At 59.1% G+C, this 21,125-nt stretch carries 20 protein-coding genes; 11 read left to right on the top strand and 9 right to left on the bottom strand.

Annotated elements, in window-relative coordinates; all coding sequences use genetic code 11:
* Position 1 precedes the first annotated feature (1 nt).
* The 3 genes from ACR0AD_RS16850 (at position 2) to rarD (ending at position 4,685) form a co-directional block, all read left to right on the top strand.
* Positions 2-976, top strand: a complete 975-nt coding sequence (locus tag ACR0AD_RS16850; protein ID WP_480488631.1) for a GlxA family transcriptional regulator — start codon at positions 2-4, stop codon at positions 974-976.
* A gap of 89 nt (positions 977-1,065) precedes the next feature.
* A complete protein-coding gene (locus tag ACR0AD_RS16845; RefSeq protein ID WP_480488633.1) occupies positions 1,066-3,519 on the top strand; it encodes a GcvT family protein in 2,454 nt (817 codons plus the stop codon).
* A gap of 260 nt (positions 3,520-3,779) precedes the next feature.
* Complete coding sequence (gene rarD, locus ACR0AD_RS16840; RefSeq protein ID WP_267363579.1) at positions 3,780-4,685, top strand: EamA family transporter RarD; 906 nt, start codon at positions 3,780-3,782, stop codon at positions 4,683-4,685.
* Here the strand turns inward: rarD and ACR0AD_RS16835 are convergent.
* Together ACR0AD_RS16835 and ACR0AD_RS16830 are read right to left on the bottom strand one after the other, a co-directional pair.
* Entirely contained in the window at positions 4,676-5,389 is a 714-nt protein-coding gene (locus tag ACR0AD_RS16835) for an SGNH/GDSL hydrolase family protein (RefSeq protein ID WP_480488635.1), read from the bottom strand. The two genes, rarD and ACR0AD_RS16835, sit on opposite strands and share 10 nt — an antisense overlap.
* Positions 5,390-5,393: 4 nt before the next feature.
* A complete protein-coding gene (locus ACR0AD_RS16830) occupies positions 5,394-5,804 on the bottom strand; it encodes a nuclear transport factor 2 family protein (RefSeq protein WP_480488637.1) in 411 nt (136 codons plus the stop codon).
* Between the two features lie 92 nt (positions 5,805-5,896).
* Here ACR0AD_RS16830 and ACR0AD_RS16825 point away from each other — a divergent pair, with 92 nt between their 5' ends.
* Positions 5,897-6,544 (top strand): RluA family pseudouridine synthase, encoded by a 648-nt coding sequence (locus ACR0AD_RS16825; protein ID WP_480488639.1) that lies wholly within the window; start codon positions 5,897-5,899, stop codon positions 6,542-6,544.
* A gap of 2 nt (positions 6,545-6,546) precedes the next feature.
* On the opposite strand, the gene ACR0AD_RS16820 is transcribed toward ACR0AD_RS16825, so the two are convergent.
* Positions 6,547-6,738, bottom strand: coding sequence for a hypothetical protein (locus tag ACR0AD_RS16820; RefSeq protein ID WP_480488640.1), 192 nt, complete (start codon positions 6,736-6,738; stop codon positions 6,547-6,549).
* A gap of 104 nt (positions 6,739-6,842) precedes the next feature.
* Between ACR0AD_RS16820 and ACR0AD_RS16815 the strand changes: the two genes are divergently transcribed.
* The 4 genes from ACR0AD_RS16815 to ACR0AD_RS16800 all read left to right on the top strand — a co-directional run bounded on the left by ACR0AD_RS16815 (position 6,843) and on the right by ACR0AD_RS16800 (position 9,804).
* On the top strand, positions 6,843-7,535 hold the full coding sequence (locus ACR0AD_RS16815) for a helix-turn-helix transcriptional regulator (RefSeq protein WP_480488642.1): 693 nt from the start codon (positions 6,843-6,845) through the stop codon (positions 7,533-7,535).
* Positions 7,536-7,660: 125 nt separating this feature from the next.
* Positions 7,661-8,332 (top strand): YiaD family glycine zipper/OmpA-like lipoprotein, encoded by a 672-nt coding sequence (locus tag ACR0AD_RS16810; RefSeq protein WP_209505259.1) that lies wholly within the window; start codon positions 7,661-7,663, stop codon positions 8,330-8,332.
* Positions 8,333-8,454: 122 nt separating this feature from the next.
* Positions 8,455-8,997 carry an NADPH-dependent FMN reductase gene (locus ACR0AD_RS16805; RefSeq protein WP_480488644.1) on the top strand — a complete coding sequence of 181 codons (543 nt, stop codon included), beginning with the start codon at positions 8,455-8,457 and terminating at the stop codon, positions 8,995-8,997.
* A gap of 15 nt (positions 8,998-9,012) precedes the next feature.
* The gene (locus tag ACR0AD_RS16800; protein WP_480484085.1) at positions 9,013-9,804 is read left to right on the top strand and encodes an HTD2 family dehydratase; all 792 of its coding nucleotides are present in this window, start codon (positions 9,013-9,015) and stop codon (positions 9,802-9,804) included.
* Here the strand turns inward: ACR0AD_RS16800 and ACR0AD_RS16795 are convergent.
* Positions 9,796-10,830, bottom strand: coding sequence for an NAD(P)/FAD-dependent oxidoreductase (locus ACR0AD_RS16795; protein ID WP_480484084.1), 1,035 nt, complete (start codon positions 10,828-10,830; stop codon positions 9,796-9,798). The two genes, ACR0AD_RS16800 and ACR0AD_RS16795, sit on opposite strands and share 9 nt — an antisense overlap.
* Positions 10,831-10,885: 55 nt before the next feature.
* On the opposite strand from ACR0AD_RS16795, the gene mnmC2 reads away from it, so the two are divergent.
* Together mnmC2 and ACR0AD_RS16785 are read left to right on the top strand one after the other, a co-directional pair.
* Positions 10,886-11,551 carry a tRNA (5-methylaminomethyl-2-thiouridine)(34)-methyltransferase MnmC2 gene (gene mnmC2, locus ACR0AD_RS16790; RefSeq protein ID WP_480484083.1) on the top strand — a complete coding sequence of 222 codons (666 nt, stop codon included), beginning with the start codon at positions 10,886-10,888 and terminating at the stop codon, positions 11,549-11,551.
* Positions 11,548-12,417, top strand: a complete 870-nt coding sequence (locus tag ACR0AD_RS16785) for a DMT family transporter (protein ID WP_480484082.1) — start codon at positions 11,548-11,550, stop codon at positions 12,415-12,417. Before mnmC2 ends, ACR0AD_RS16785 begins: the two co-directional genes overlap by 4 nt.
* On the opposite strand, the gene ACR0AD_RS16780 is transcribed toward ACR0AD_RS16785, so the two are convergent.
* Positions 12,391-14,364 carry a lytic transglycosylase domain-containing protein gene (locus tag ACR0AD_RS16780; protein ID WP_480488646.1) on the bottom strand — a complete coding sequence of 658 codons (1,974 nt, stop codon included), beginning with the start codon at positions 14,362-14,364 and terminating at the stop codon, positions 12,391-12,393. The genes ACR0AD_RS16785 and ACR0AD_RS16780 overlap by 27 nt on opposite strands.
* Before the next feature lie 133 nt (positions 14,365-14,497).
* On the opposite strand from ACR0AD_RS16780, the gene dapA reads away from it, so the two are divergent.
* Complete coding sequence (dapA, locus tag ACR0AD_RS16775) at positions 14,498-15,370, top strand: 4-hydroxy-tetrahydrodipicolinate synthase (RefSeq protein ID WP_480488648.1); 873 nt, start codon at positions 14,498-14,500, stop codon at positions 15,368-15,370.
* Between the two features lie 133 nt (positions 15,371-15,503).
* On the opposite strand, the gene ACR0AD_RS16770 is transcribed toward dapA, so the two are convergent.
* From ACR0AD_RS16770 to pta, 4 genes are all read right to left on the bottom strand, one after another.
* A complete protein-coding gene (locus tag ACR0AD_RS16770) occupies positions 15,504-16,376 on the bottom strand; it encodes a dimethyl sulfoxide reductase anchor subunit family protein (RefSeq protein ID WP_480488650.1) in 873 nt (290 codons plus the stop codon).
* Positions 16,376-17,125 (bottom strand): 4Fe-4S dicluster domain-containing protein, encoded by a 750-nt coding sequence (locus ACR0AD_RS16765; RefSeq protein ID WP_480488652.1) that lies wholly within the window; start codon positions 17,123-17,125, stop codon positions 16,376-16,378. Before ACR0AD_RS16765 ends, ACR0AD_RS16770 begins: the two co-directional genes overlap by 1 nt.
* A gap of 109 nt (positions 17,126-17,234) precedes the next feature.
* Positions 17,235-20,054 (bottom strand): molybdopterin oxidoreductase family protein, encoded by a 2,820-nt coding sequence (locus ACR0AD_RS16760; protein ID WP_480488654.1) that lies wholly within the window; start codon positions 20,052-20,054, stop codon positions 17,235-17,237.
* 90 nt (positions 20,055-20,144) lie between these two features.
* On the bottom strand, positions 20,145-21,125 hold a 981-nt coding region (pta, locus tag ACR0AD_RS16755), incomplete at its 5' end, for a phosphate acetyltransferase (protein ID WP_480488656.1).

The raw sequence follows: 21,125 nt of genomic DNA, 5'->3' as shown, positions 1-21,125 counted from the left end.
GATGAGGAAAGTTGCTTCTGAATCACCGCAGGCGATACAGCAACATTTCGATATTCTGGTCGCACCCGGATTTGTGCTGCTTGAACTGGCCTCATTGGTCGAGGTTCTTAGGCTGGCAAATCGTGTGTGTCCGAAGCCGCCGTTCACTTTTGCCTATCGGTCGCTCAGAGGTGGCCCGATCTCCAGCAGCAGCGACGCGGTGGTGCAAACGGAACCCGTGCAGAACCAGCCCAAGGCGAATTATCTTTTTGTGATCGGCAATTCTGACCCGGATCACCCGGACTTGTCTTTGGGGCGGGTGGTGTCGGACTATACTTTCCGCGATGCCAAGGTGTTTCTGCTGGCGGAAGCGGCCAGCCGGTATATCGACGAACAGGGTTCAGATGATTTGGCAACTCACTGGGAAAACGCCTCGTTCCTGCGGGAACGCGGGGCCCGGTTTGAAGCCAAACTGTCGATTGCAACCGAACAGGGCGCAGTTGTGACCTGTGCCGGAATGGAGGCGACAACAGACGTCGCGCTGGCAGTAATCGGTCGCCATATCTCGGGGCCTGCAAAGATGACCGTGGCGGACATCATGTTACATGAAAACATCCGGGATTTCGCCTCGATGCAGCCTTTCTCGGGGGTAAAGTTGACGGCGACCGGAGATGTGAAGCTGGATCAGTGCATCAAGCTCATGCAGGCCAATATCGAAGACCCTCTGCCGATCAATCAGATCGTCGATTCGCTGCAACTGTCGAACCGCTCGCTTGAGCGTAAGTTCAAAACCTTCTTTGGCACCACACCCAACGGATTCTATCGCGAAATGCGGCTGGCCAAGGCCAATAACCTGCTTTTGAACACCACTATGAGCGTTCGCGAAATCGGGTTGGCCTGCGGTTTTCCGAACGGGTTTTCCTCTGTTTACAAAAGCTTCTTCGGAGTCACTCCCTTTGTCGTTCGGCGGGAAAAGCGGGCCGCGACACATCGGTGAAAAATGCGGATCTTGTGACGTTTTTGGTGCATTTATTGTCGATCTTCCGTGGCAGTTTACGCCAAACCTGACACAGCGGAGATTTCAGGATGGTTGATCTTCCCAGCAAGGCCCGAGTGGTCATCATCGGTGGCGGCGTCATCGGATGTTCGGTCGCGTATCATCTGACCAAGAAGGGCTGGACCGATGTTGTTCTGCTTGAGCGCAAGCAACTGACCAGCGGCACCACCTGGCACGCGGCGGGCCTGATCGGGCAACTGCGTGCGTCTTCCAACATGACCAAACTGGCGCGCTATTCCGCAGAGCTCTATCTGGGCCTTGAGGAAGAGACCGGTGTCGCCACCGGCCTGCGTCAGGTCGGGTCCGTTTCGGTCGCCCTGACCAGTGAGCGGTTGGAGGAGCTTCACCGAAATGCGGCAATGGCCCGCGCCTTTGGCGTGCCGGTCGAAGAGCTTTCTCCGACCGAAGTCAAAGAGCGATATGAGCATATCAACCTCGACGGCGTGGCAGGTGGCGTTTGGTTGCCAACCGATGGCCAGGCGGATCCTGCTAATATTGCCTTGGCGTTGGCCAAGGGTGCGCGTCAACGCGGTGGGGTGATCAAGGAACGGGTGAAGGTGACCGGGATTTCCCGGCACGGACGGCGCGCGACCGGTGTCGACTGGGTCAGTGATGACGGGCAATCCCAAGGGCATATCGCCTGTGATATGGTTGTCAATTGCGCGGGAATGTGGGGGCGCGAGGTAGGCAAGATGGCCGGCGTGAATGTGCCGCTGCACGCCTGCGAACATTTCTATATCGTCTCTGAACCCATTGAAGGGTTGAGCCAGATGCCGGTTCTGCGGGTGCCAGATGAATGCGCCTACTACAAGGAAGACGCGGGCAAAATGATGTTGGGCGCATTCGAGCCCAATGCCAAACCCTGGGCCATGAACGGTATTCCCGACAACTTCGAGTTCGACCAACTGCCCGAGGATTTCGATCACTTCGAACCGATCCTCGAAGCGGCGTGCAACCGGATGCCAATGCTGTCCGAGGCGGGTATTCACACCTTCTTCAACGGCCCCGAATCCTTTACTCCCGACGACGCCTATCACCTGGGTCTGGCGCCCGAGATGGACAATTTTTGGGTCGCCGCCGGGTTCAACTCGATCGGTATCCAGTCCGCCGGTGGCGCGGGCATGTCGCTGGCCGAGTGGATGGATACCGGTGAAAAGCCCTTTGATCTGGGCGACGTGGATATCGGCCGGATGCAGCCGTTTCAGGGTAATAAGAAGTACCTATTTGAACGCTCAAAAGAAACGTTGGGATTGCTTTACGCCGATCACTACCCCTATCGCCAGAAAGCCACTGCACGCGGTGTGCGCCGAACCCCGTTCCACCATCACCTGAAAGAACAGGGCGCCGTTTTTGGAGAAATCGCAGGCTGGGAACGGGCCAATTGGTACGCGAATGAAGGGCAGGAGCGCGAATACCGGTACAGCTGGAAGCGCCAGAACTGGTTCGAGAATTCCGCTGCCGAGCACCGAGCCGTGCGCGAGAATGTGGGCATGTATGACATGTCTTCCTTCGGCAAGATTCGTGTGGAAGGCCCTGATGCCGAAAAGTTCATGAACTATATTGGCGGGGGTGACTACTCGGTCCCTGTCGGCAAGATCGTCTATACGCAGTTTTTGAACCGCACAGGCGGGATCGAAGCGGATGTCACCGCAACCCGCCTGACCGAAACCGCCTATCTGGTCGTGACCCCTGCAGCCACGCGCTTGGCGGATCAGACATGGATGATGCGCCATGTCGGGGACTTCAACGTGGTCATTACAGATGTCACAGCGGGTGAAGGCGTTCTCGCTGTCATGGGGCCAAACGCCCGGGCTCTGCTGGAAAAGGTCTCGCCCAACGATTTCACAAACGCGACCAACCCCTTTGGTACTGCCCAGCAGATCGAGATCGGAATGGGCCTGGCCCGTGCACATCGCGTGACCTATGTGGGTGAGCTTGGGTGGGAAATCTATATTTCCTCAGACATGGCGGGCCACGTCTTTGAGACCCTGCATGAGGCTGGTCAGGACATGGGGCTGAAGCTGTGTGGTATGCACATGATGGACAGCTGCCGGATCGAAAAGGGTTTCCGGCACTTCGGCCACGATATCACCTGTGAGGATCACGTGGTTGATGCTGGTCTTGGCTTTGCCGTCAAGGTGGACAAAGGCTGTGATTTCATCGGGCGTGAGGCGGTGATTGCACGAAAAGAAAGCGGCCCGAAAAGCCGTCTGGTACAGTTCCGTCTGACCGACCCTGAACCGCTGTTGTTCCACAACGAGCCGATCGTGCGTGATGGCGAATATGTCGGCTACCTGAGTTCCGGCAATTACGGTCATAGCCTCGGTGGTGCCATCGGAATGGGCTATGTCCCGTGCGAAGGTGAAAAGGCCGCAGACGTTCTGGGTTCAACCTATGAGATCGATGTTTGCGGCGTGAAGGTCAAAGCCGAAGCATCGCTTAAACCGATGTATGACCCGAAATCCGAACGGGTGAAGGTCTGACAGACAAGGGAGGGGGCGCTGCCCCCGCCGCCCGTGCCGGGCGACTCCCCCGGGATATTTTGGGCCAGATGAAGTGCGGATCCCTTGCTTCACCTGGCTCTAAATATCCCGGAGCGCGAGGCAGAGCCTCGCAATTTTGGCGGCAGCAGCTGCGGTCAGCAAACTTATCACAAATCGTTATGTGACACTTCACTGTTTTCAGAGTTTTCAATCCGTTCAGTTCTGCCGTAAACGGAACCGGTATAAACCGGAGAGCCTTCGTGACACCCACGCCATTACCACCTCAGAATGTGGATACTCCCAAAGGTTTGGCTTTGGCTGTCACAGCGTACGTCATGTGGGGATTCCTGCCGCTTTATATGAAGGCGATGGATCACATTGGACCTGTCGAGGTGGTGGCGCATCGGGTTATCTGGTCTGTTCCGGTTGCAGGTTTGCTGCTGGTCGCGCTGGGGCGCACCCGGGACTTGAAAGCTGCACTGGGCAATCCCCGGATGCTGGCCATGGCGGCTTTGACGGCGGCGCTGATTTCCGTGAACTGGGCGATTTATGTTTGGGCGATCTCGACAGGGCACGCGCTGGACGCGGCGCTGGGGTATTACATAAACCCGCTGTTCAGTATTGCGTTGGGGGCGATTTTGCTGCGTGAGCCCCTGACGCGGACCCAGCTGTTCGCGGTGGGGCTTGCCGCGCTGGGCGTTCTTGTGCTTGTGCTTGAGGCTGGGCGACTTCCCTGGGCGGCGCTGGGTTTGATGGTCAGTTGGGGTTTCTATGCATTTTTCAAGAGATCCCTTCCAATTGGTCCCAACCAGGGCTTTCTGCTTGAGGTCCTGATCCTTTTGATCCCGGCCCTGGCCTATGTCACCTGGCTGGGTGTGCAAGGCACAGGCCATTTCGGCGCAGCGATGTCCGATACCGCATTGTTGTCCTGCGCCGGTATCGTCACGGCGGTGCCATTGCTGGTCTATGCGAACGGAGCCAAGCTGGTGCGCCTGTCGACCATGGGCATCCTGCAATACATTGCGCCGACTATGATTTTCATTACAGCCATCACTCTGTTCGGTGAGAAGATCGACACCGGACGTATGATCGCATTCCCCCTGATCTGGGTGGCTTTGGTCATTTACTCGATCCCATTGATCCGGCAGGCGCGGGCTCAGGCCTGAAGCAACAGGCGTGCTGCGGCATCTGCCCACAGCGCAAAGGCCCGGGGGCTTGGGTGATAGCCGTCCGGTGCCGCCAGGGCCGGGTCGTCGGGCAGATCAAGCCTCAGGTGCTGCACATGGGGATGGACGGACACAACCTGTTGCAACGCATTATCCAGCCGTGCAGCCTGACGGCCAAGCACCCAGGCCAATGGATGTGGCAGGGCCGGAAACCTGTTCATTTGCGGAACGCCGGTGATGATTATACGCCGCGCCCCCAGTTCGTTTGACAGGATGTTGATAAGCTGCGCCTGGCGATCCGCAAATGTGCGGCAAGAGACGGCGCGGGTGACGTCATTCACCCCCAAAGCCGTGACCACCGCATCGAATTCGCCCTTTATGCCCCTCAGGTGGTCGATCGTATCCAGCGTCGTGTACCCTGTGGTGGCCGCAAGTTGCCACTCGACCGTGTGATGTCTGGCCAGCCGGTCCACAAGCTGCCCCGACAAGGCCTGCGCCTGAGTTCCCGCGCCCACTCCGGCCGCCGAGCTATCGCCGGTGATCAGCAGACGCAGGCGGGGGCCACGCCCTGATCGGCCCTCTCGCGGGCCAGTGGGCTCCGGCAAAAGCCGGGCGTTACGGCGCACCAAAAGGGCTTGCGTGGCCAGAACGGGCAACAAGGGCACACGTAGAACCTGGTCGGGTGCTATCAGGGTGCGCATCATCAGGTCACGTCAGGGCGTTTTTGAATTCCAGAAAACGAGCGTCAGTCATCACGCGCGCCATCATCGCCTCGCGCAAAGCGCCGACTGTTTTGTAAGGGCGCATGGCGACTTCGAAGATTTTGATCAAACCGTCCTCGTTCAGCGTAATGAGGTCAACGCCAATGCCGTCCAGATCTCCAATCTTGCATTGAAACTCCAGCGCCCAATCGTTGCCAGCGCCCATAATCCGGCGATACCGGAAGTCGGAAAAGACCTGCCCGACATGGCCAAGAACGGCAGCCACAGGTGCGCGCCCGGTCCAGGTGCTGAAATAGGTTGGTGGCAGGAACTGCACATCTTCGGCCAGCAGATCGTGGATCAGCGCCTCATCGCCCTTGGCGACAACCTCTTGCAGTCGTTCAATTGTCGGGTGCATGTCCTGTCCTCCTGCGCAGAAGTTCACCGATCATGACCGGGCGCGCAAGGACGACGTTGCGGGAAGAAGCGCGCTGAGATAGGCAGGCCCGCATGAGCGAAACCTATGCCCCCCCACAAACCGCGCTGGACGTGCTGCACGAAGATGCGCAGCTGATTGTGGTGAACAAACCGTCGGGTCTGCTTTCCGTGCCGGGGCGGGGCGATCATCTGGCTGATTGCCTTCTGACACGCGTGCAGGCGGCTTTCCCTCAGGCGTTGCTTGTGCATCGACTGGACCGGGACACATCAGGTGTCATGGTTTTTGCCCAAACACCCCATGCGCAAAGGCATCTGAGTATGCAGTTCGAGAAGCGGCAGACCCGGAAAACCTATATTGCCCGTGTCTGGGGGCGGATGGAGCCAAAGACCGGCACGGTTGACCTGCCGTTGATCGTGGACTGGCCCAACCGGCCCAGACAAATGGTGTGTCATGATACGGGCAAACCTGCGGTCACCGATTGGCGCGTTGTGAAACATGAGGGCGAGACCTCTCGCTTGCGTATGTTTCCCAAAACCGGGCGGTCTCATCAGCTGCGCGTTCATATGCAGGCATTGGGTCACCCGATCCTGGGCGATCCGTTCTATGCAACAGGTGCGGCGAGGGAGTTCCCCAGATTGATGCTGCATTCCGAAGAATTGCGCCTGAAGCATCCTGAGGGCGGGCATTCGTTGAAGTTTCGCGCCCAGCCCGATTTCTAATCTCAGGCAATTCTGGCCCACAGCATCTTCAGGTTGCCCAGCGAAATGCGTCTTGTTCGTTTCGTCGAAACCGATTGGCGGCGATGGCTCTCCTGCGCGATCTCACGTTCAATCTCGAAAGCCCGCAGTGTGTGGTCCTGTGACCATTGGCCAAGTTTCAGTGTCATCATGACGTGGTTGTCGAGGTGCGGCATTTCTTGGCTCCTTGTGTGATATCCACCCATTATCGCGCTTCACTACTGACAGCATGTTGTCAGTGGGGTGTGCTAGGGTGTCAGCAGAGTGTCAGGAGAATGCGATGCGCCGTTCGACCCGTTTGTTTGAAATCATCCAGATCTTGCGGGCCGCAAGTGCGCCGGTCACGGCAGAAGCACTGGCCACCCGGCTAGAGGTGTCCATCCGCACCGTCTATCGTGACATTGCCGAATTGCAGGCCCAGCGAACACCCATCGAAGGTGAGGCCGGTGTCGGTTACATGATGCGGCGCGGTTACGATCTGCCGCCTCTGAATTTCGACGCGGAAGAGGTTGAAGCCCTGTGGGTTGGCCTGTCTCTTCTGGCGCGCACCGGCGACAGCCACCTGCAGCGCGCCGCCAGTCGGATCTGTCAGAAGATCGATGCGCTGCATAGCCCGACTGATTGGTTGCAGGTTTCACCCTGGGGGGCTCCGGCGGATGATCCCGAGAAGGGGTGTGTTTCTGTTTCGCATTACCGCGAAGCTATTCGGGCAGAACGGAAAATCCGCATCACTTACGTAGATGGTGAAGGCGAACAAACCATCCGCGTGGTGCGCCCACTGGCGCTGATCTATCACGTCGAATGTACGTTGCTGGCAGGGTGGTGCGAGATGCGAAACGGCTTTCGCCATTTCAGAACCGATCGCATCTGGTCCAGTGAATTCACTGACGAAGGATTTCTGGGGCAAGGTAAATCTTTGCGCGATCTCTGGCAGGAGCAACAGCTCGCGGGCACCTTTGCGGAACCGGTATGAATGGCCTTTGGCGGGTATTCGCCGATTTCACCGCATTGTTGCTTGAGCCTGTGAGCAAGCGCAGTGATATACTGGGTGAAATGGATCAAGCCCGAAGAACGGGTACCGGAGCAGAAGGTGATATCATGACGATTTCAAAGTTTTTCCTGGCGACAGGCTTGTGTTCAATCATGGCCGTGACGGCCTGTACCGATCCGGGCACCCTGACCGTTCAGAACGACCCCAACAAAAACACCAAGCAGGGTGCGGTTCTAGGCGGCCTTATCGGTGCGGGTGTCGGCGCGATTGCCAATAATTCGAACCCGGGTCTTGGGGCGCTGGCCGGTGCCGCCATTGGTGCCACAGGTGGCGGTCTGATCGGCAACCAGTTGGACAAGCAGGCTGCGGAATTGCGTCAGCAACTGGCAAATGACGGGATTACCATCGTCAATGCGGGTGACCGGCTGATCGTGACTGTTCCGAATGACATTACGTTTGACACGGACAGCTCGACCGTGCGCCCGGCGCTGCGGGCGGATCTGGTGAAAGTGGGCCAAAACCTTGTCAACTATCCCAACTCGAACGTGCAGATCATCGGTCATACCGACAGCGATGGTGACGCGTCTTATAATCAGGGATTGTCCGAGCGTCGCGCAAACGCGGTCGCGGATATCCTGCAAGCCAATGGTGTCAGCTACAGCCGTATCAGAACCTACGGTCAGGGTGAAAACAACCCGGTCGCGTCCAACCTGACGCCGCAAGGAAAAGCGCAAAACCGTCGGGTTGAGATTGTTGTGGTCCCCAGCGGAAACGCGTGATCCTGAAACGCAGGCCCGTTCGGGCCCGGCCCCTGTTGCGCAATGACTGTGCGTCAATGGGGGTTTGGTCAGGGCCAATCTCGGTCTAACTATTGGGAAACACTGAAACGGAGTTGTCCCTGATGTCTCAACCGACCCTGCTTGGCCTGTCCGGCTCCCTGCGCAAGGGCGCGACGAACCGCAAACTGCTGCGCGAAGCGGCCCGGTTGTTCGACCCTGTCAGCTATACCGAAGCAGACCTGAACCTGCCGCTTTATGATGGCGATCTGGAGGATGCCGAAGGGATACCGGCACCTGTTCAGATGCTGGCCGACCAGATCGGGCAGGCGGATGCGGTGATCATCTCGACGCCCGAGTACAACAAAGGGCCTTCGGGAGTTCTGAAAAACGCACTGGACTGGGTCAGCCGGACGAAAGGCAATCCATGGGCGAGCAAGCCGGTTGCTGTAATGTCGGCTGCGGGTGGCCGCGCGGGTGGGGAAAGGGCACAGATGATCCTGCGCGCCTGCATGGTGCCCTTTCAGCCCCGCATCTTGCAGGGTCCGGAAATCCACCTCGCCGACAGTTCGAATGAGTTCGACGATCAGGGAAGGTTGTTATCCGAGCGATACGAAAACTCGCTGCACATGCTGATGCAGAAACTCAGGGCCGAGGCCGGTTTCTGAGCTTGGACTGCCCATATGTTGGAACAGCGTCAAAGCGATATCCTTGACCCGGCCCGTGCAGCGTCGTTTCAGGTTGCGTTGGGCTCTGAGCCAACAATTGCCAAAGGCTCAGCTCTGCCGCCATTCTTCCATCAGCTCTATTTCTGGGCGCCGCAACCGCCTGCCGAGCTGGGGCGGGATGGGCATCCCAAGGTGGGTGGCCTGATCCCGGATATGGGATTGCCCCGCAGAATGTGGGCCGGTGGGCAATTGGAATATCATGCACCGCTGATCGCGGGTGTCCCTGCTGACAGGACATCGGTTCTTGAAAACCAAAGCGCAAAAGCGGGCCGGTCCGGCCCGTTGGGTTTTGTCACGTTGCGGCACGAGATACGGCAAGGCGGCCAACTTTGTCTGACAGAATGGCAGGATCTTGTTTATCGTGAAGACCCCGCACCGGGTGTGATGACTCCGGCGCCGCCCCAATCGCGCACGGATGAAACGGATATCCGCGCGGTCGAGTTTAATTCCACCCTGCTGTTTCGCTATTCGGCGCTGACCTTCAACGGCCATCGCATTCACTACGATCTGGACTATGCGCGTGATGTGGAAGGATATGCAGGGCTGGTTGTGCACGGGCCACTTCTGGCGCAGCTTCTGATGCTGTTTGCAGTTGATCTTGGCGGACCACTCAAGTCGTTTTCTTTCCGTGCGACCTCACCGTTGATGCATTTCGAGACTGCCCAGCTGTGCCGGAAAGGTCAGGACATGTGGGTGCGCGGCCCGGACGGGCGGCAATGCATGAAGGCTGTGGCCCTATTACAGTGAGACTTCGGGGCGGAAGTCATCGGGGATCGAATCCCGGTCCTCCAGCATCAGATCGGCCATAACCTCGGCAACTTTCGGAGCCATGCCAAAGCCGATCTTGAAGCCGCCATTGGCGATGAACTGGCCCTGGTGCAATGGATGCAGGCCCAACATCGGGGCGCGGCTTTTGCTGCGGGGACGCACCCCGGCCCAACGTTCGATCACCTCGGCCCCGTGCAAAAGCGGCAGCGCGCGCGTGGCGCGGTCTATGACATCGTCCAAAGCACTGTCTGTGCTGGTCGGGTCGTCATAATCCCGTTCAGACGTTGATCCGATTGCAAGCGTTCCGTCCGCATGTGGCACGATATGGACCGCATCTGCGAATAGCTGTGGCATCTCTCCTGCATCAAAGCGCAACAGGGCGGCCTGGCCTTTGACACCGTTTCCGACGGTTTTTCCGTAGGCGTCGTTCAGTTCCAGTAATCCTGCTAGGCCCGTGGCGTGGACAACCTGTCCTTTATCATCAGCGTTACTGACAACGTGAACGCCCATCACCTCAAGGGCTGCAACCAGAGCGGCGCAGGCCCGCCGGGGATGCATGCGCGCTGTCAGTGTATCGCGGATGACAAAGCCGGTGGGGCTGGGCGGGCACCACGATCCGGCCTGCGATGTGCTGATCACCCGCCACTCTGCCAGCCCCTGCCAAAGTTGATCGGCTGAACCTTCGCGTTGCCGGGCCAGATCAAGGCTGCGGGTGTCAGGAATGGGTTGAAGACGGCCCAGACGGCCATAGCCGGGGGAAACGCCGCCGGTACCCTCGACCTGCTGCCAAAAGGGTTCGGCCATGATCAGGCTGTCGAATTGAAAAGCTTTCTTGGCATTCCAGTTTTCGGGCACATGCGGGGCCAAGGCCCCCACCAGACCGCCACTGGACCCGGAGCCCGGCCCAAAAGGGTCGACAACCTGTACCTTCGCGCCCCGCCGGGCGCAGGTCCAGGCGATGGACAGGCCGAAAATTCCTGCCCCGCGAACCGTCACATCGACCATTGCCAATTCCCTTTTCCTTGTTCAGTGTCGCGCCGCTTAGCTACAGGATTCCCCGATGGCAGACCAGCATGCCGAATTGACGTGGACCGAGGATCATATACCGGTCTCGGACCGTTTCGACGATCCCTATTACTCGTTGCAGAACGGGCTGGAAGAGACGCGCCATGTGTTTCTGGCAGGCAATGGTCTGCCAGAACGCTTTGCGCCGGGGTTTCATATTGCCGAGATGGGCTTTGGCACCGGTCTGAACCTGCTGACGGTTTGGTCTGAATGGGAGAAATCCGGCCAAACAGGCCCGCTTCGGTTCACCAGTTTCGAAGCCTTTCCCATGGCCACGGATGATATGCGTCGCGCGCTTGAGGCCTTCCCCGAGTTACACCCGTGGAGCAGCCGGTTTCTGGCCCATTGGACAGGTCACGCCTGCAATCTTGAAACCCTTCAATGCGAAGTGATCATCGGCGATGCGCGCAACAGCCTGCCGCAATGGGCAGGCATGGCCAACGCCTGGTTCCTTGACGGGTTCTCTCCGGCTAAGAACCCTGAATTGTGGGGGGCAGAGCTGATGCAGCAAGTGGCGGCGCATACTGCCACCGATGGCACGGCAGCCACATATACGGCCGCCGGGTTTGTTCGCCGCGGGCTTCAGGATGCCGGTTTCACCGTCACCCGTACATCCGGCTATGGCCGCAAGCGGCACATGACGCGGGCGCTCAAGGCATGACGCAGAAAAACAATGCAGGTGCGGGTATCGCCCTGATGGTGGGCGCGACGATTGTCTTTGCCTTGCAGGACGGTATCTCACGCCATTTGGCCGGAACCTATAACACCTACATGGTGGTGATGATCCGCTATTGGTTCTTTGCGGCCTTTGTCATTGCACTGGCGGCGCGATCTTCCGGCGGGTTAAGGGCGGCGATGCAGACGAACCAGATGGGGCTTCAGATACTGCGGGGCCTGCTGCTGGCCACCGAGATCTGCGTCGCCGTGTTCGGTTTCACAGTGCTCGGTCTGATCGACAGTATGGCCGTTTTCATAAGCTATCCCCTGCTTGTCGCCGCGCTGAGCGGTCCGGTTCTGGGTGAAAAGGTTGGATGGCGGCGCTGGGTTGCGATCGGTGTCGGTTGCATTGGTGTTCTGATCATTCTGCAGCCGGGCGTTGGTGTTTTTGATCCTTGGGCCGTCATACCGCTGATCTCGGCGTTTTTGTTTGCGATTTACGGCCTGCTGACGCGCTACGTCGCACGTCAGGACAGCACGGCCACCAGCTTTTTCTGGACCGGCGTTGTTGGTGCCATCGCCATGACCCTTTTTGGAATGTGGTTCTGGGAGCCAATGGCCCGCAGCGACTGGCTGTGGATGGCGTTGCTGTGCGTCAGCGGGGCAACGGGGCACTGGCTGCTGATCAAATGTTATGAGATGGCCGAAGCCAGCGCCGTCCAACCCTTCGCCTATTTCCACCTTGTCTGGAGCGCGATTCTGGGGATTTCGATCTTTGGTGAAAAACTGCGCCCCGAAGTTGTCACGGGCGCAGCGATTGTTGTGGCCGCAGGTCTGTTTACCTTATGGCGCGAACGCCGCCAGCGATGATCCGATCAGTTCCTGCGAAAACGGAACCGGCAGGGCGGGCTGCCCCAGACGGGCGCGGTAGACCGGCAGGCTTTCGGTCACGCGCATCACATAATTGCGCGTCTCATTGAACGGAATGGTCTCAATCCAGTCTACGATATCCACCTCACCGGTGCGCGGATCACCATAGCGTTCCATCCACGAGATCGGGCGCTTTGGACCGGCATTGTATCCAGCCGCCATCATGACGACATTCCCGTTGAACTCGGTTGCAAGGCCCGAAAGATAGTTGGCGCCAAGCTTGGCATTGTATTGCCAGTCCGACGTCAACCGACCGGTCTGATGGCCGCTGAGTATCCCCAGTTCTCCAGCCACCAGCTTGGCTGTTGCAGGCATCACTTGCATCAGGCCGCGCGCCCCCGCGCCGCTGACGACAACCGGATCAAATTCGCTTTCGCGCCGCGCGATGGCCAGCGTCATTTCCTTGGCCATTGGCAGGCGCATGTCGGCCACCGGATGAACCGGGTAATAGGCCGCAGGCAAAACGGTGCCCGTGGTCGCTGCCCGCTTGGCGATCATCACGGCCAGATGTGGCTGTTTCAGCTCAATCGCAAGGTCGCCCAACTGATTGGCCTGCACAGGGTCAAGACCTTCGACAAGATGGGTCAGGAACCTCTCGGACAAGTTGTCTTCGCCGGCCTTGAGCAACAGCAGCCCGGCTTCCAGAACGCTGGAATCGGCGAAATCTGACTGACGCCAATGCGGGGCGCGACGCGGATTGGCCAGTTCCTTGTCAAATGGTCGTCCGATCCGTTCCGCCGCCAGAAGACCATAAAAAGAGGTCTGATGGTCCGCGCCCATGGCGTAGGCCTCATAGGCTTTGTCTGCGTCCCCAAGCTCGGCGTAAGCCCGCCCCAGCCAATAGCCGCCGCGCCCTTTCGAGATTGGCGATTGCACGGCATCCGAAAAATTCTGGAAGTGTCGCACGGCTGTGGCGGGGTCATTCAGTTTGCGCAGGGCCAAAAACCCGGCCAGCCACTCCAGATCCGCATAGGAATATCCCATTTCCGGGGTCATATGGTGCTTGGCCGCTACGTCATAAGCACGCGCCGCCCGCCCCGATCGCATCTCGAGCCGGGCCAGACGGCGACGACCCTCGGCCCATTTGTCAGGCTCGCCCAGGGCTTCCGGTCCGCTTGACCGTGCCAGCATCAGGTCGACGGCGCTGTCATCCAGTTCTTTCTTGTCCCGCCAGACAAAACGGTCGAATGCCAGCCCCGGCGTATCTGCCAGCGACTTCGGCACCGCCGCCACCTTGCCGTCAACGCCTGGCTGGCGTTTCTGCAATGCGATCCGCGCTTCGGCCAACTTGCGCTCGTCGGTGCTGACTAAGGGCAGCATCTGTTCTGCGCTGACCAAATGGCCATCCCACAGCATCCGGTCCAGCCGCGCGGCATTGTGCGGCTTCAGCAGTTTGGCAAAATTCTCCAGATAGTCCTTTTGCAACCCCGACCCCATCGGCATGGTACGCCAGGCTGTCACGATATCGGCTTCCGCCTCGCCAATGCGCCCTTTGGCCTTAAGGGCCACCGCATAGTTCAGCGCGCCTTCAGCAGTCTGAGGGGGCAAGCCAGCGTAAAACTTCAGAACTCTGTCGGGATCGGCCCCGGTAAAGACCGGCTCGCTCTTGCGGCGCAGCCAGTCCAGCCCGGGCCAGTCCGGGCGGCGTTCGAGAAACACCAGCACATCGCCCGAGCTGCCAAATCCCTCACGTAACCAGTGCCAGACGATGACATCGCGCGAGACCGAGCCGCGCTGGCCCGATACGCGCAGCGCCGCATTCCAGTCGCCCTTGCGCATTTCATACAGCCCGGAGCGCAAATCATCGGCCGCATCCGCGCGTGCGGCTTGCGGTGTCGTCACTGCGTATAGAATCAAACCGGTCAACAGTGCCAGAAAGCGTGTCATCCCTTGCATTTCCCAACCAACCGAGGATAGAGCCTGTGAGGATAAACCCTGCGCCGGCGGGATCAACTCACAAAGCTGGAAACGTGAGTGACCAGGGCGCAAAAACCGCAATATGCACCTTAAGGAGCGTGTCATGTTCAAAGGCTCGATGCCAGCCCTCGTCACTCCGTTCAACAACGGCGAGTTGGACCTGAAGACGCTTAAACATCTGGTTGAATGGCAGATCTCCGAAGGCTCGACCGGGCTGGTGCCTGTTGGAACCACCGGCGAAAGCCCGACGCTCAGCCACGACGAACACGAAACGGTCATCGAAGAAGTGGTCAAAACGGCTGCTGGCCGTGTTCCGGTTATTGCCGGTGCCGGGTCGAACAACACGGTCGAAGCCGTCCGGTTCGTTCAGTTCGCCGAAAAAGTTGGTGCCGATGCGGCGCTGGTTGTCACGCCTTACTACAACAAACCGACTCAACGCGGCCTGATCGCGCATTTCCAAGCCCTGCACGAGGCTGCGGATATTCCGATCATCATCTACAACATTCCCGGGCGATCGGTCATCGACATGACCCCGGCCACCATGGGCGAACTGGCCCGGTTGCCGTGTATTGTCGGTGTCAAGGATGCGACGGGCGATCTGGCGCGCGTCAGCCAGCAGCGCGCGATCTGTGGCAAGGACTTCTGCCAGCTATCCGGTGAAGACGCCACTGCACTGGGTTTTAACGCCCATGGCGGTGTCGGATGCATTTCAGTCACCGCAAACGTGGCTCCCAGGCTATGCGCCGAATTCCAGCAGGCCACATTGTCGGGCGATTATGCAAAGGCACTGGAATACCAGGACAAGCTGATGCCGCTGCACGAAGCGATCTTTATAGAACCCGGGTTGGTCGGCGCCAAATACGCGCTCAGCAAACTGGGCCTTTGCAGCACCGAAGTCCGCTCACCTCTGACTGAGCTGGAAGACAACACAAAAGCCGCGATTGATGCGGCAATGGCACACGCGGGCCTCATCTAACCCGGCCTTCAGAAACCGGAAAAGGCGGCCTCGACTACCGAGTGCCGCCTTTTTGGTTTTCAGGATCCAAACTTCATCTGGCCAAAAATATCCCGGGGGAGTCGCGGCTTGCCGCGGCGGGGGCAGAGCCCCCTCAACGCTTACCGTAGTAAAGCCCAACGACATGTTCAGCCTGCGCAAAGAACAACCAGCGCGAGGTCGCGACACCTGCCAGATGCGATGCCACGGCTAGCAGGGCCAGGAAATGATTGAATGGCAGGACCAGCAACAGAACCGGCAGGGCAAAGGCGAATACAAACGAGATCACCCGTAGCTTTTCGGCATGTTTGCGCCCGACCACATGAACAAACTCGCGCAGCAGATAGTTGGTACCGGTATGCGGTGGCTCGAAGGCTCTGACTGTGCCCCGGTTACCCAAACCTGTCGCCGTGCCCAGATCCGTTCCGGATGCCTCCAGCGCTTTGTCGCCATTCTTCCAATACAAGAATTGAACCAAAGCGGCGATCAGCAGAAGCGGAATAGCAACACGTGTCTGGCCCGCCAGCAACGCACCACCCGCCAGGCTGAAGCTCAGGAACATGGCGGGGGTCAGGTTCATATTCCAGCGCGGGATGGTCTTGAGTTGCGTGTAGATCATCGATGTCGTGAACACGGTCGCCAGTGACATCAACGCTCCGACCCAACCCAGCAGGCTCCAATGCCGATCCAGAAACACTACGCCAATCGCATAAAGTCCCATGACGACCAGGGCGAGCACGGCACACCAGCCCTCACGGCTAAGCCAGCTGGTTTTCCATTGGGTAAAAGCCTTCCAGGCCCGTTCCGGGTGGCCGAGGTGGAAGGTCGAGGCCATCAGCCCTCCGACGGCCAGACCGTAAGCAATGGCGAAGAACACAAAGGCCACCCAACCCGAGACAGCCGGAAACCCCAGGCCAAGAAAGAACAGCAGTCCAAATCCCAGACCGGACAGGGTGGTGAACAGAATGACGGAGGGTGCGGGATGCATCAGAGTTTCTCCAACGTCTTGTCGAGCCAGCCAAGGAACCCTTTGGGTTCTTCAGCGACAGGTGCCAACAGGGGGGCCAGGATGTCGATCTGGTCTTCCACCGTGTCTTTCGGGCGCGGCGGCAGATATTTATTGACGGGTTTGGTGCCCATTTCGGGCATCAGGTCCATTCCGCCGCGTTCCGCAACAAGCTTGCTGACGTCGCTGTCCGGATCACCCAGATCGCCAAAGTGCCGCGCGCCCGCCGGGCAGGTTCTGACACAGGAGGGGATCCGGTCCACCTCGGGCAGGTTCTCGTTATAGATCCGGTCGACGCAGAGGGTGCATTTCTTCATCACCCCCTCGGCCTTATCCAGTTCACGCGCGCCATAGGGGCAGGACCAGGCACACAGGCCGCACCCGATGCAGTCGCTTTCATTGACCAGCACGATGCCATCCTCGGTTCGCTTGTAGCTGGCCCCGGTCGGGCAGACGGTGACGCAGGGCGCGTCTTCGCAATGCAGGCAGGATTTCGGGAAATGGATCAGTTGCGCGTGCCCTTCCGCCGGTTGCACCTCGTAGGAATGCACGCGGTTCAGGAAAGTGCCCGACGGGTTGGCACCATAGGCGTCCTGATCGGACAGTGGCGCGCCATAATTTTCCGTGTTCCAGCCCTTGCAGGAAATCACGCAGGCATGGCATCCAACGCAGGTGTCCAGGTCGATCACCAGACCTATCTTGCGCTCGGTTGAGTTCGGTAGCTGGGTCATGTCAGGATACCTGTGCTGTTGAGGACGGGTGAGGGGGCCAGCCCCCTCTTGAGCCTGCGGCTCAATTCACCCCCGGGATATTTGTGGCCAGATGAAGCGCGGATCCGGGTCATTTGCCCACCTTCCAAGCCAGATTGTCGGGGCCAGTTCCGACCGGTGATTTGATCGGGTCAAAATGAGGTTGGCTTTGGGCATCGGCGGGCGCGTCGGCCTTTTCGATTTTCACCTTCAGGTCAAACCATGCGGCCTGACCAGTTATGGGGTCAGAATTGGCCCAGCGTAGCCCGTCGCCTTTTGGCGGCAGCAGTTCGTGGATCAGGTGGTTCAGCAGGAAACCCTTTGTGGCCTCCGGCGCGTCATGCTGCAGGGCCCAGGCGCCTTTGCGCTTGCCGATGGCGTTCCATGTCCAGACGGTGTTGTCGTTCAGCGCGGCCATTTCCATCACAGGGACGGTGATCTCACCATGAGGGGATGTGATTTTAGCCCAATCTCCGTCGCTCAGCCCATGCTTGCGCATCAGCCTAGTCGGAACATAGAGCGGGTTTCGCCCGTGCAACTGCCGCAGCCAGGCGTTTTGCGTGCCCCAGCTGTGATACATCGCCATCGGGCGCTGGGTCAGCGCGTTGACAGTGAAGCCGTCGTTGCCCTGCTGGTCTGTTTCGTACCAGATTGGAAGTGGGTCCATCGTGTCTTTGATCCGCTGGCGCAGATGATCCGGCGGCTGTCGGTCGCCGTGGCCTTCGGCTGCCAGCTGAAACTTGCGCATCGGCTCGGAGTAGAGTTGGAATAGGTATGGCTGCGGGCTGTCATAGAGCCCCATGCCCACGGCCCAGTCCTGATAGGCCGCATTCCATGGTTTGTAGTAATCCGCGCCTTGCGGGATATGCGCCACGTAGAAGCCGCCGTTCTCGATATAGCGGTTCAACTGATCCGGGTTGACCTCTCCGCGCCCTTCCTTGTCGGCATTTTCGCCACGGAATCCAGCCAGTGGGCCAATACCCGGCTTGCGTTCGTGATTGACGATATAGTCGGCGTAATCGACCCATTTTGCGCTGCCGTCTTCATGGGTGAAGCCCGGAAGTTTCATACGGTTTGCGAGATCGATCAATACTGACTGAAACCCGCGCACGTCACGGTCCGGTTCGATCACAGGCCAGCGGATTGCGTCAGCGGCCGCATCCGCCTCGCAAATCGGGCGATCCAGCAGCGAGATACAGTCGTGGCGTTCGAGGTAGGTTGTATCCGGAAGGATGAGGTCCGCGTAAGCCACCATCTCGGAAGAATAGGCGTCCGAATAGATGATGCGCGGGATCACGTAATCGCCGTTTTCACCCTTGTCCGTCAGCATCTCGATGACACCCTTGGTGTTCATGGTCGAGTTCCACGACATGTTTGCCATGTACATGAACAGCGTATCGATCTTGTACGGGTCGCCCGCATGTGCGTTCGAGATCACCATATGCATCAGCCCGTGGCTGGACATCGGGTTTTCCCAGGTGAACGCCTTGTCGATCCGAGCGGGGCTGCCATCTTTCTTCAGCGCAAGGTGTTCCGGGCCGCGGACGAAACCCAGATGCGGGCCATCCAGGGGCGAGTTGGGCGTCACCTTGCAATGCGGTGTCGGGTGCGCCTCGATCGGTTTGGGGTAGGGGGGCTTGAAGCGGAAGCCGCCGGGAACCTCGACCGTGCCAAGGATGATCTGCAGCACATGCAGCGCGCGGCAGGTCTGGAAACCATTGGCATGAGCCGAAACGCCGCGCATCGAGTGCATCGCAACAGGGCGGCCAATCATCTTGGTGTGTTTCTCGCCCCGGAAATCGGTCCATTCGTGATCCAGCTCGAACGCCTCGTCAAAGGCGACGCGCGCCAGTTCCGCAGCAATCGCGCGAATGCGCTTGGCGGGAATACCGCATTTTTCGGCAACAGCTTCGGGCGCGTGCTCCTCGGACAGGTATTTTTCCGCCATCAAGTGAAACACAGGGCGATGAACGACACCGTCGTTTTCGTAGATCGCTGACAAATCCGGGCGAACGCCAGGCGTGTCGAAGGCCGTCAGCTTGCCTGTATTCCGGTCGATGACCAGGGGCTTTCCGTCATCGTCGCGCAGGAACAGGCCGTTTCCGGCGCCTTCGGACGCGTCCACCAAAACCGGGGCATTGGTGTAGCGGCTCAGATAGTCGAGATCGATCTTTCCGGCTTTCATCAGCACATGGATCAATGACAGGATGAACAGCCCGTCAGTTCCCGGTGTGATGCCGACCCAATCATCGGCGACGGCATTGTATCCGCTGCGGATGGGGTTGACGCCGATTACACGTGCGCCGCGCGCTTTGATCTTGCCAATACCCATTTTGATCGGGTTGGAGTCGTGGTCTTCGGCCACGCCAAACAACATGAACAGCTTGGTATGGTCCCAATCAGGCTGGCCGAATTCCCAGAACGCGCCGCCCATCGTATAGATGCCGCCCGCGGCCATGTTGACCGAACAGAAGCCGCCATGCGCCGCATAGTTGCAGGTTCCGAAATTTTGAGCCCAGAAGCTGGTAAAACTCTGACTTTGGTCCCGGCCGGTGAAAAAGGCCAGCTTTTCCGGGTTATCTTTACGGATTGGTTCCAGCCAGCTGACAGCCAGTTCCAGCGCTTCGTCCCAGCTGATCTCCTCAAATTCACCCGAGCCACGCGGGCCGACCCGTTTCAGTGGCTTGCGCAGGCGCGAAGGGGCGTTGACCTGCATGATCCCGGCGGACCCCTTGGCACACAAGACGCCCTTGTTCACCGGGTGGTCGCGATTGCCTTCGATATAAGCAACCTTGCCGTCTTTCATGTGAACGTTGATGCCGCATCGACAGGCGCACATGTAGCAGGTGGTCCTGCGGATTTCGTCCGAGACTTTCGGTGACGTATCAAGGATCGGCTGCTGATGGGTCATTTGCGGGTCCAGTTGGTTATGTCAGGAGGATTTTGTCAGTTTCCTCGGTACTTTAGAACATCGTTCCGGGAGCGGTGCGAAAATTAAGTGTTACAGTCCATTTGCCTGTAGCGCGGTCACGGCGATCATCTGGGTCACATCCTCGGCGCTGCATCCGCGGGACAGATCGTTGGCGGGTTTGGCCAGCCCCTGTAAGACCGGTCCGATGGCGGTGTAGCCCCCCAGTCTTTGGGTGATTTTGTAGCCGATATTTCCAGCATCAAGATTGGGAAAGATCATCACGTTGGCCTGCCCGGCGACAGACGAACCCGGTGATTTACGCTCACCAACCGAAGGTACAAAGGCGGCGTCGAATTGCAGTTCACCGTCGACGTTCAGATCTGGCGCGGCCTGGCGTAGCGACTCAGTGGCCTCGATCACCTTGTCCACATCGGGATGCTTGGCGCTGCCCTTGGTGGAAAAGCTGAGCATCGCGATCTTTGGATCGACCTGCAGCAGCGTCCGGGCCGATGCGGCGGATGCGATGGCGATCTTGCTCAGCTCGCCCGCGGTCGGATTGATGACCAGCCCGCAATCGGAATACAGCATCGCCCGCGCCCCGGGCTGAGCGTTTTCCGGCGGGTACATCAGGAAGAAAGACGACACCATTCCTGCATCGGGGGCCATGCCAATCACCTGGATGGCTGCGCGGACAATATCGCCGGTCGTGTGAACGGCCCCTCCTACAGTGCCGGTGGCGCGTCCGCTGCGCACCAGCATGGCGGCATAGACGGGGGGTGTTTCAACGGCAGCACGGGCCTTGGCCCGATCGACGCCTTTATGCCGGCGCAGTTCGAAAAAGGCCTCGGCAAACTCTTCGGTCAGGTCCGAAGTCTTGGGGTCATGGATATCAACGCCCCGAGAGGCAGCAGCCCCCTGATCTTTCAGGGCTGCTTCGACCTCGGCGTACGGGCCAACCAGAATGATATCGGCCAGATTGGCCCTCTGCGCGTTGATGGCCCCTTTTGTGATGCGGGGGTCGTTGCCTTCGCTGAGGGCGATTATGGGACGGGTGGCCGGAGCGTTTTGCCG

The organism is Ruegeria sp. BH8, assembly GCF_056538065.1.
The sequence above is the reverse complement of the archived record's forward strand: the minus strand, read 5'-3'. Positions and strand labels throughout refer to the sequence as shown.

Coding starts and splice junctions, on each gene's coding strand:
- ACR0AD_RS16805 (WP_480488644.1), top strand. CDS start 8,455: ATGTCTCAACCGACCCTGCTTGGCCTGTCCGGCTCCCTGCGCAAGGGC.
- ACR0AD_RS16760 (WP_480488654.1), bottom strand. CDS start 20,054: ATGACCCATCAGCAGCCGATCCTTGATACGTCACCGAAAGTCTCGGAC.
- ACR0AD_RS16795 (WP_480484084.1), bottom strand. CDS start 10,830: ATGGTCGATGTGACGGTTCGCGGGGCAGGAATTTTCGGCCTGTCCATC.
- ACR0AD_RS16835 (WP_480488635.1), bottom strand. CDS start 5,389: ATGATGCGCACCCTGATAGCACCCGACCAGGTTCTACGTGTGCCCTTG.
- ACR0AD_RS16800 (WP_480484085.1), top strand. CDS start 9,013: ATGTTGGAACAGCGTCAAAGCGATATCCTTGACCCGGCCCGTGCAGCG.
- ACR0AD_RS16830 (WP_480488637.1), bottom strand. CDS start 5,804: ATGCACCCGACAATTGAACGACTGCAAGAGGTTGTCGCCAAGGGCGAT.
- mnmC2 (WP_480484083.1), top strand. CDS start 10,886: ATGGCAGACCAGCATGCCGAATTGACGTGGACCGAGGATCATATACCG.
- ACR0AD_RS16850 (WP_480488631.1), top strand. CDS start 2: ATGAGGAAAGTTGCTTCTGAATCACCGCAGGCGATACAGCAACATTTC.
- ACR0AD_RS16845 (WP_480488633.1), top strand. CDS start 1,066: ATGGTTGATCTTCCCAGCAAGGCCCGAGTGGTCATCATCGGTGGCGGC.
- dapA (WP_480488648.1), top strand. CDS start 14,498: ATGTTCAAAGGCTCGATGCCAGCCCTCGTCACTCCGTTCAACAACGGC.
- ACR0AD_RS16820 (WP_480488640.1), bottom strand. CDS start 6,738: ATGCCGCACCTCGACAACCACGTCATGATGACACTGAAACTTGGCCAA.
- ACR0AD_RS16825 (WP_480488639.1), top strand. CDS start 5,897: ATGAGCGAAACCTATGCCCCCCCACAAACCGCGCTGGACGTGCTGCAC.
- ACR0AD_RS16765 (WP_480488652.1), bottom strand. CDS start 17,125: ATGACCCAGCTACCGAACTCAACCGAGCGCAAGATAGGTCTGGTGATC.
- ACR0AD_RS16770 (WP_480488650.1), bottom strand. CDS start 16,376: ATGCATCCCGCACCCTCCGTCATTCTGTTCACCACCCTGTCCGGTCTG.
- ACR0AD_RS16815 (WP_480488642.1), top strand. CDS start 6,843: ATGCGCCGTTCGACCCGTTTGTTTGAAATCATCCAGATCTTGCGGGCC.
- ACR0AD_RS16780 (WP_480488646.1), bottom strand. CDS start 14,364: ATGACACGCTTTCTGGCACTGTTGACCGGTTTGATTCTATACGCAGTG.
- ACR0AD_RS16785 (WP_480484082.1), top strand. CDS start 11,548: ATGACGCAGAAAAACAATGCAGGTGCGGGTATCGCCCTGATGGTGGGC.
- ACR0AD_RS16810 (WP_209505259.1), top strand. CDS start 7,661: ATGACGATTTCAAAGTTTTTCCTGGCGACAGGCTTGTGTTCAATCATG.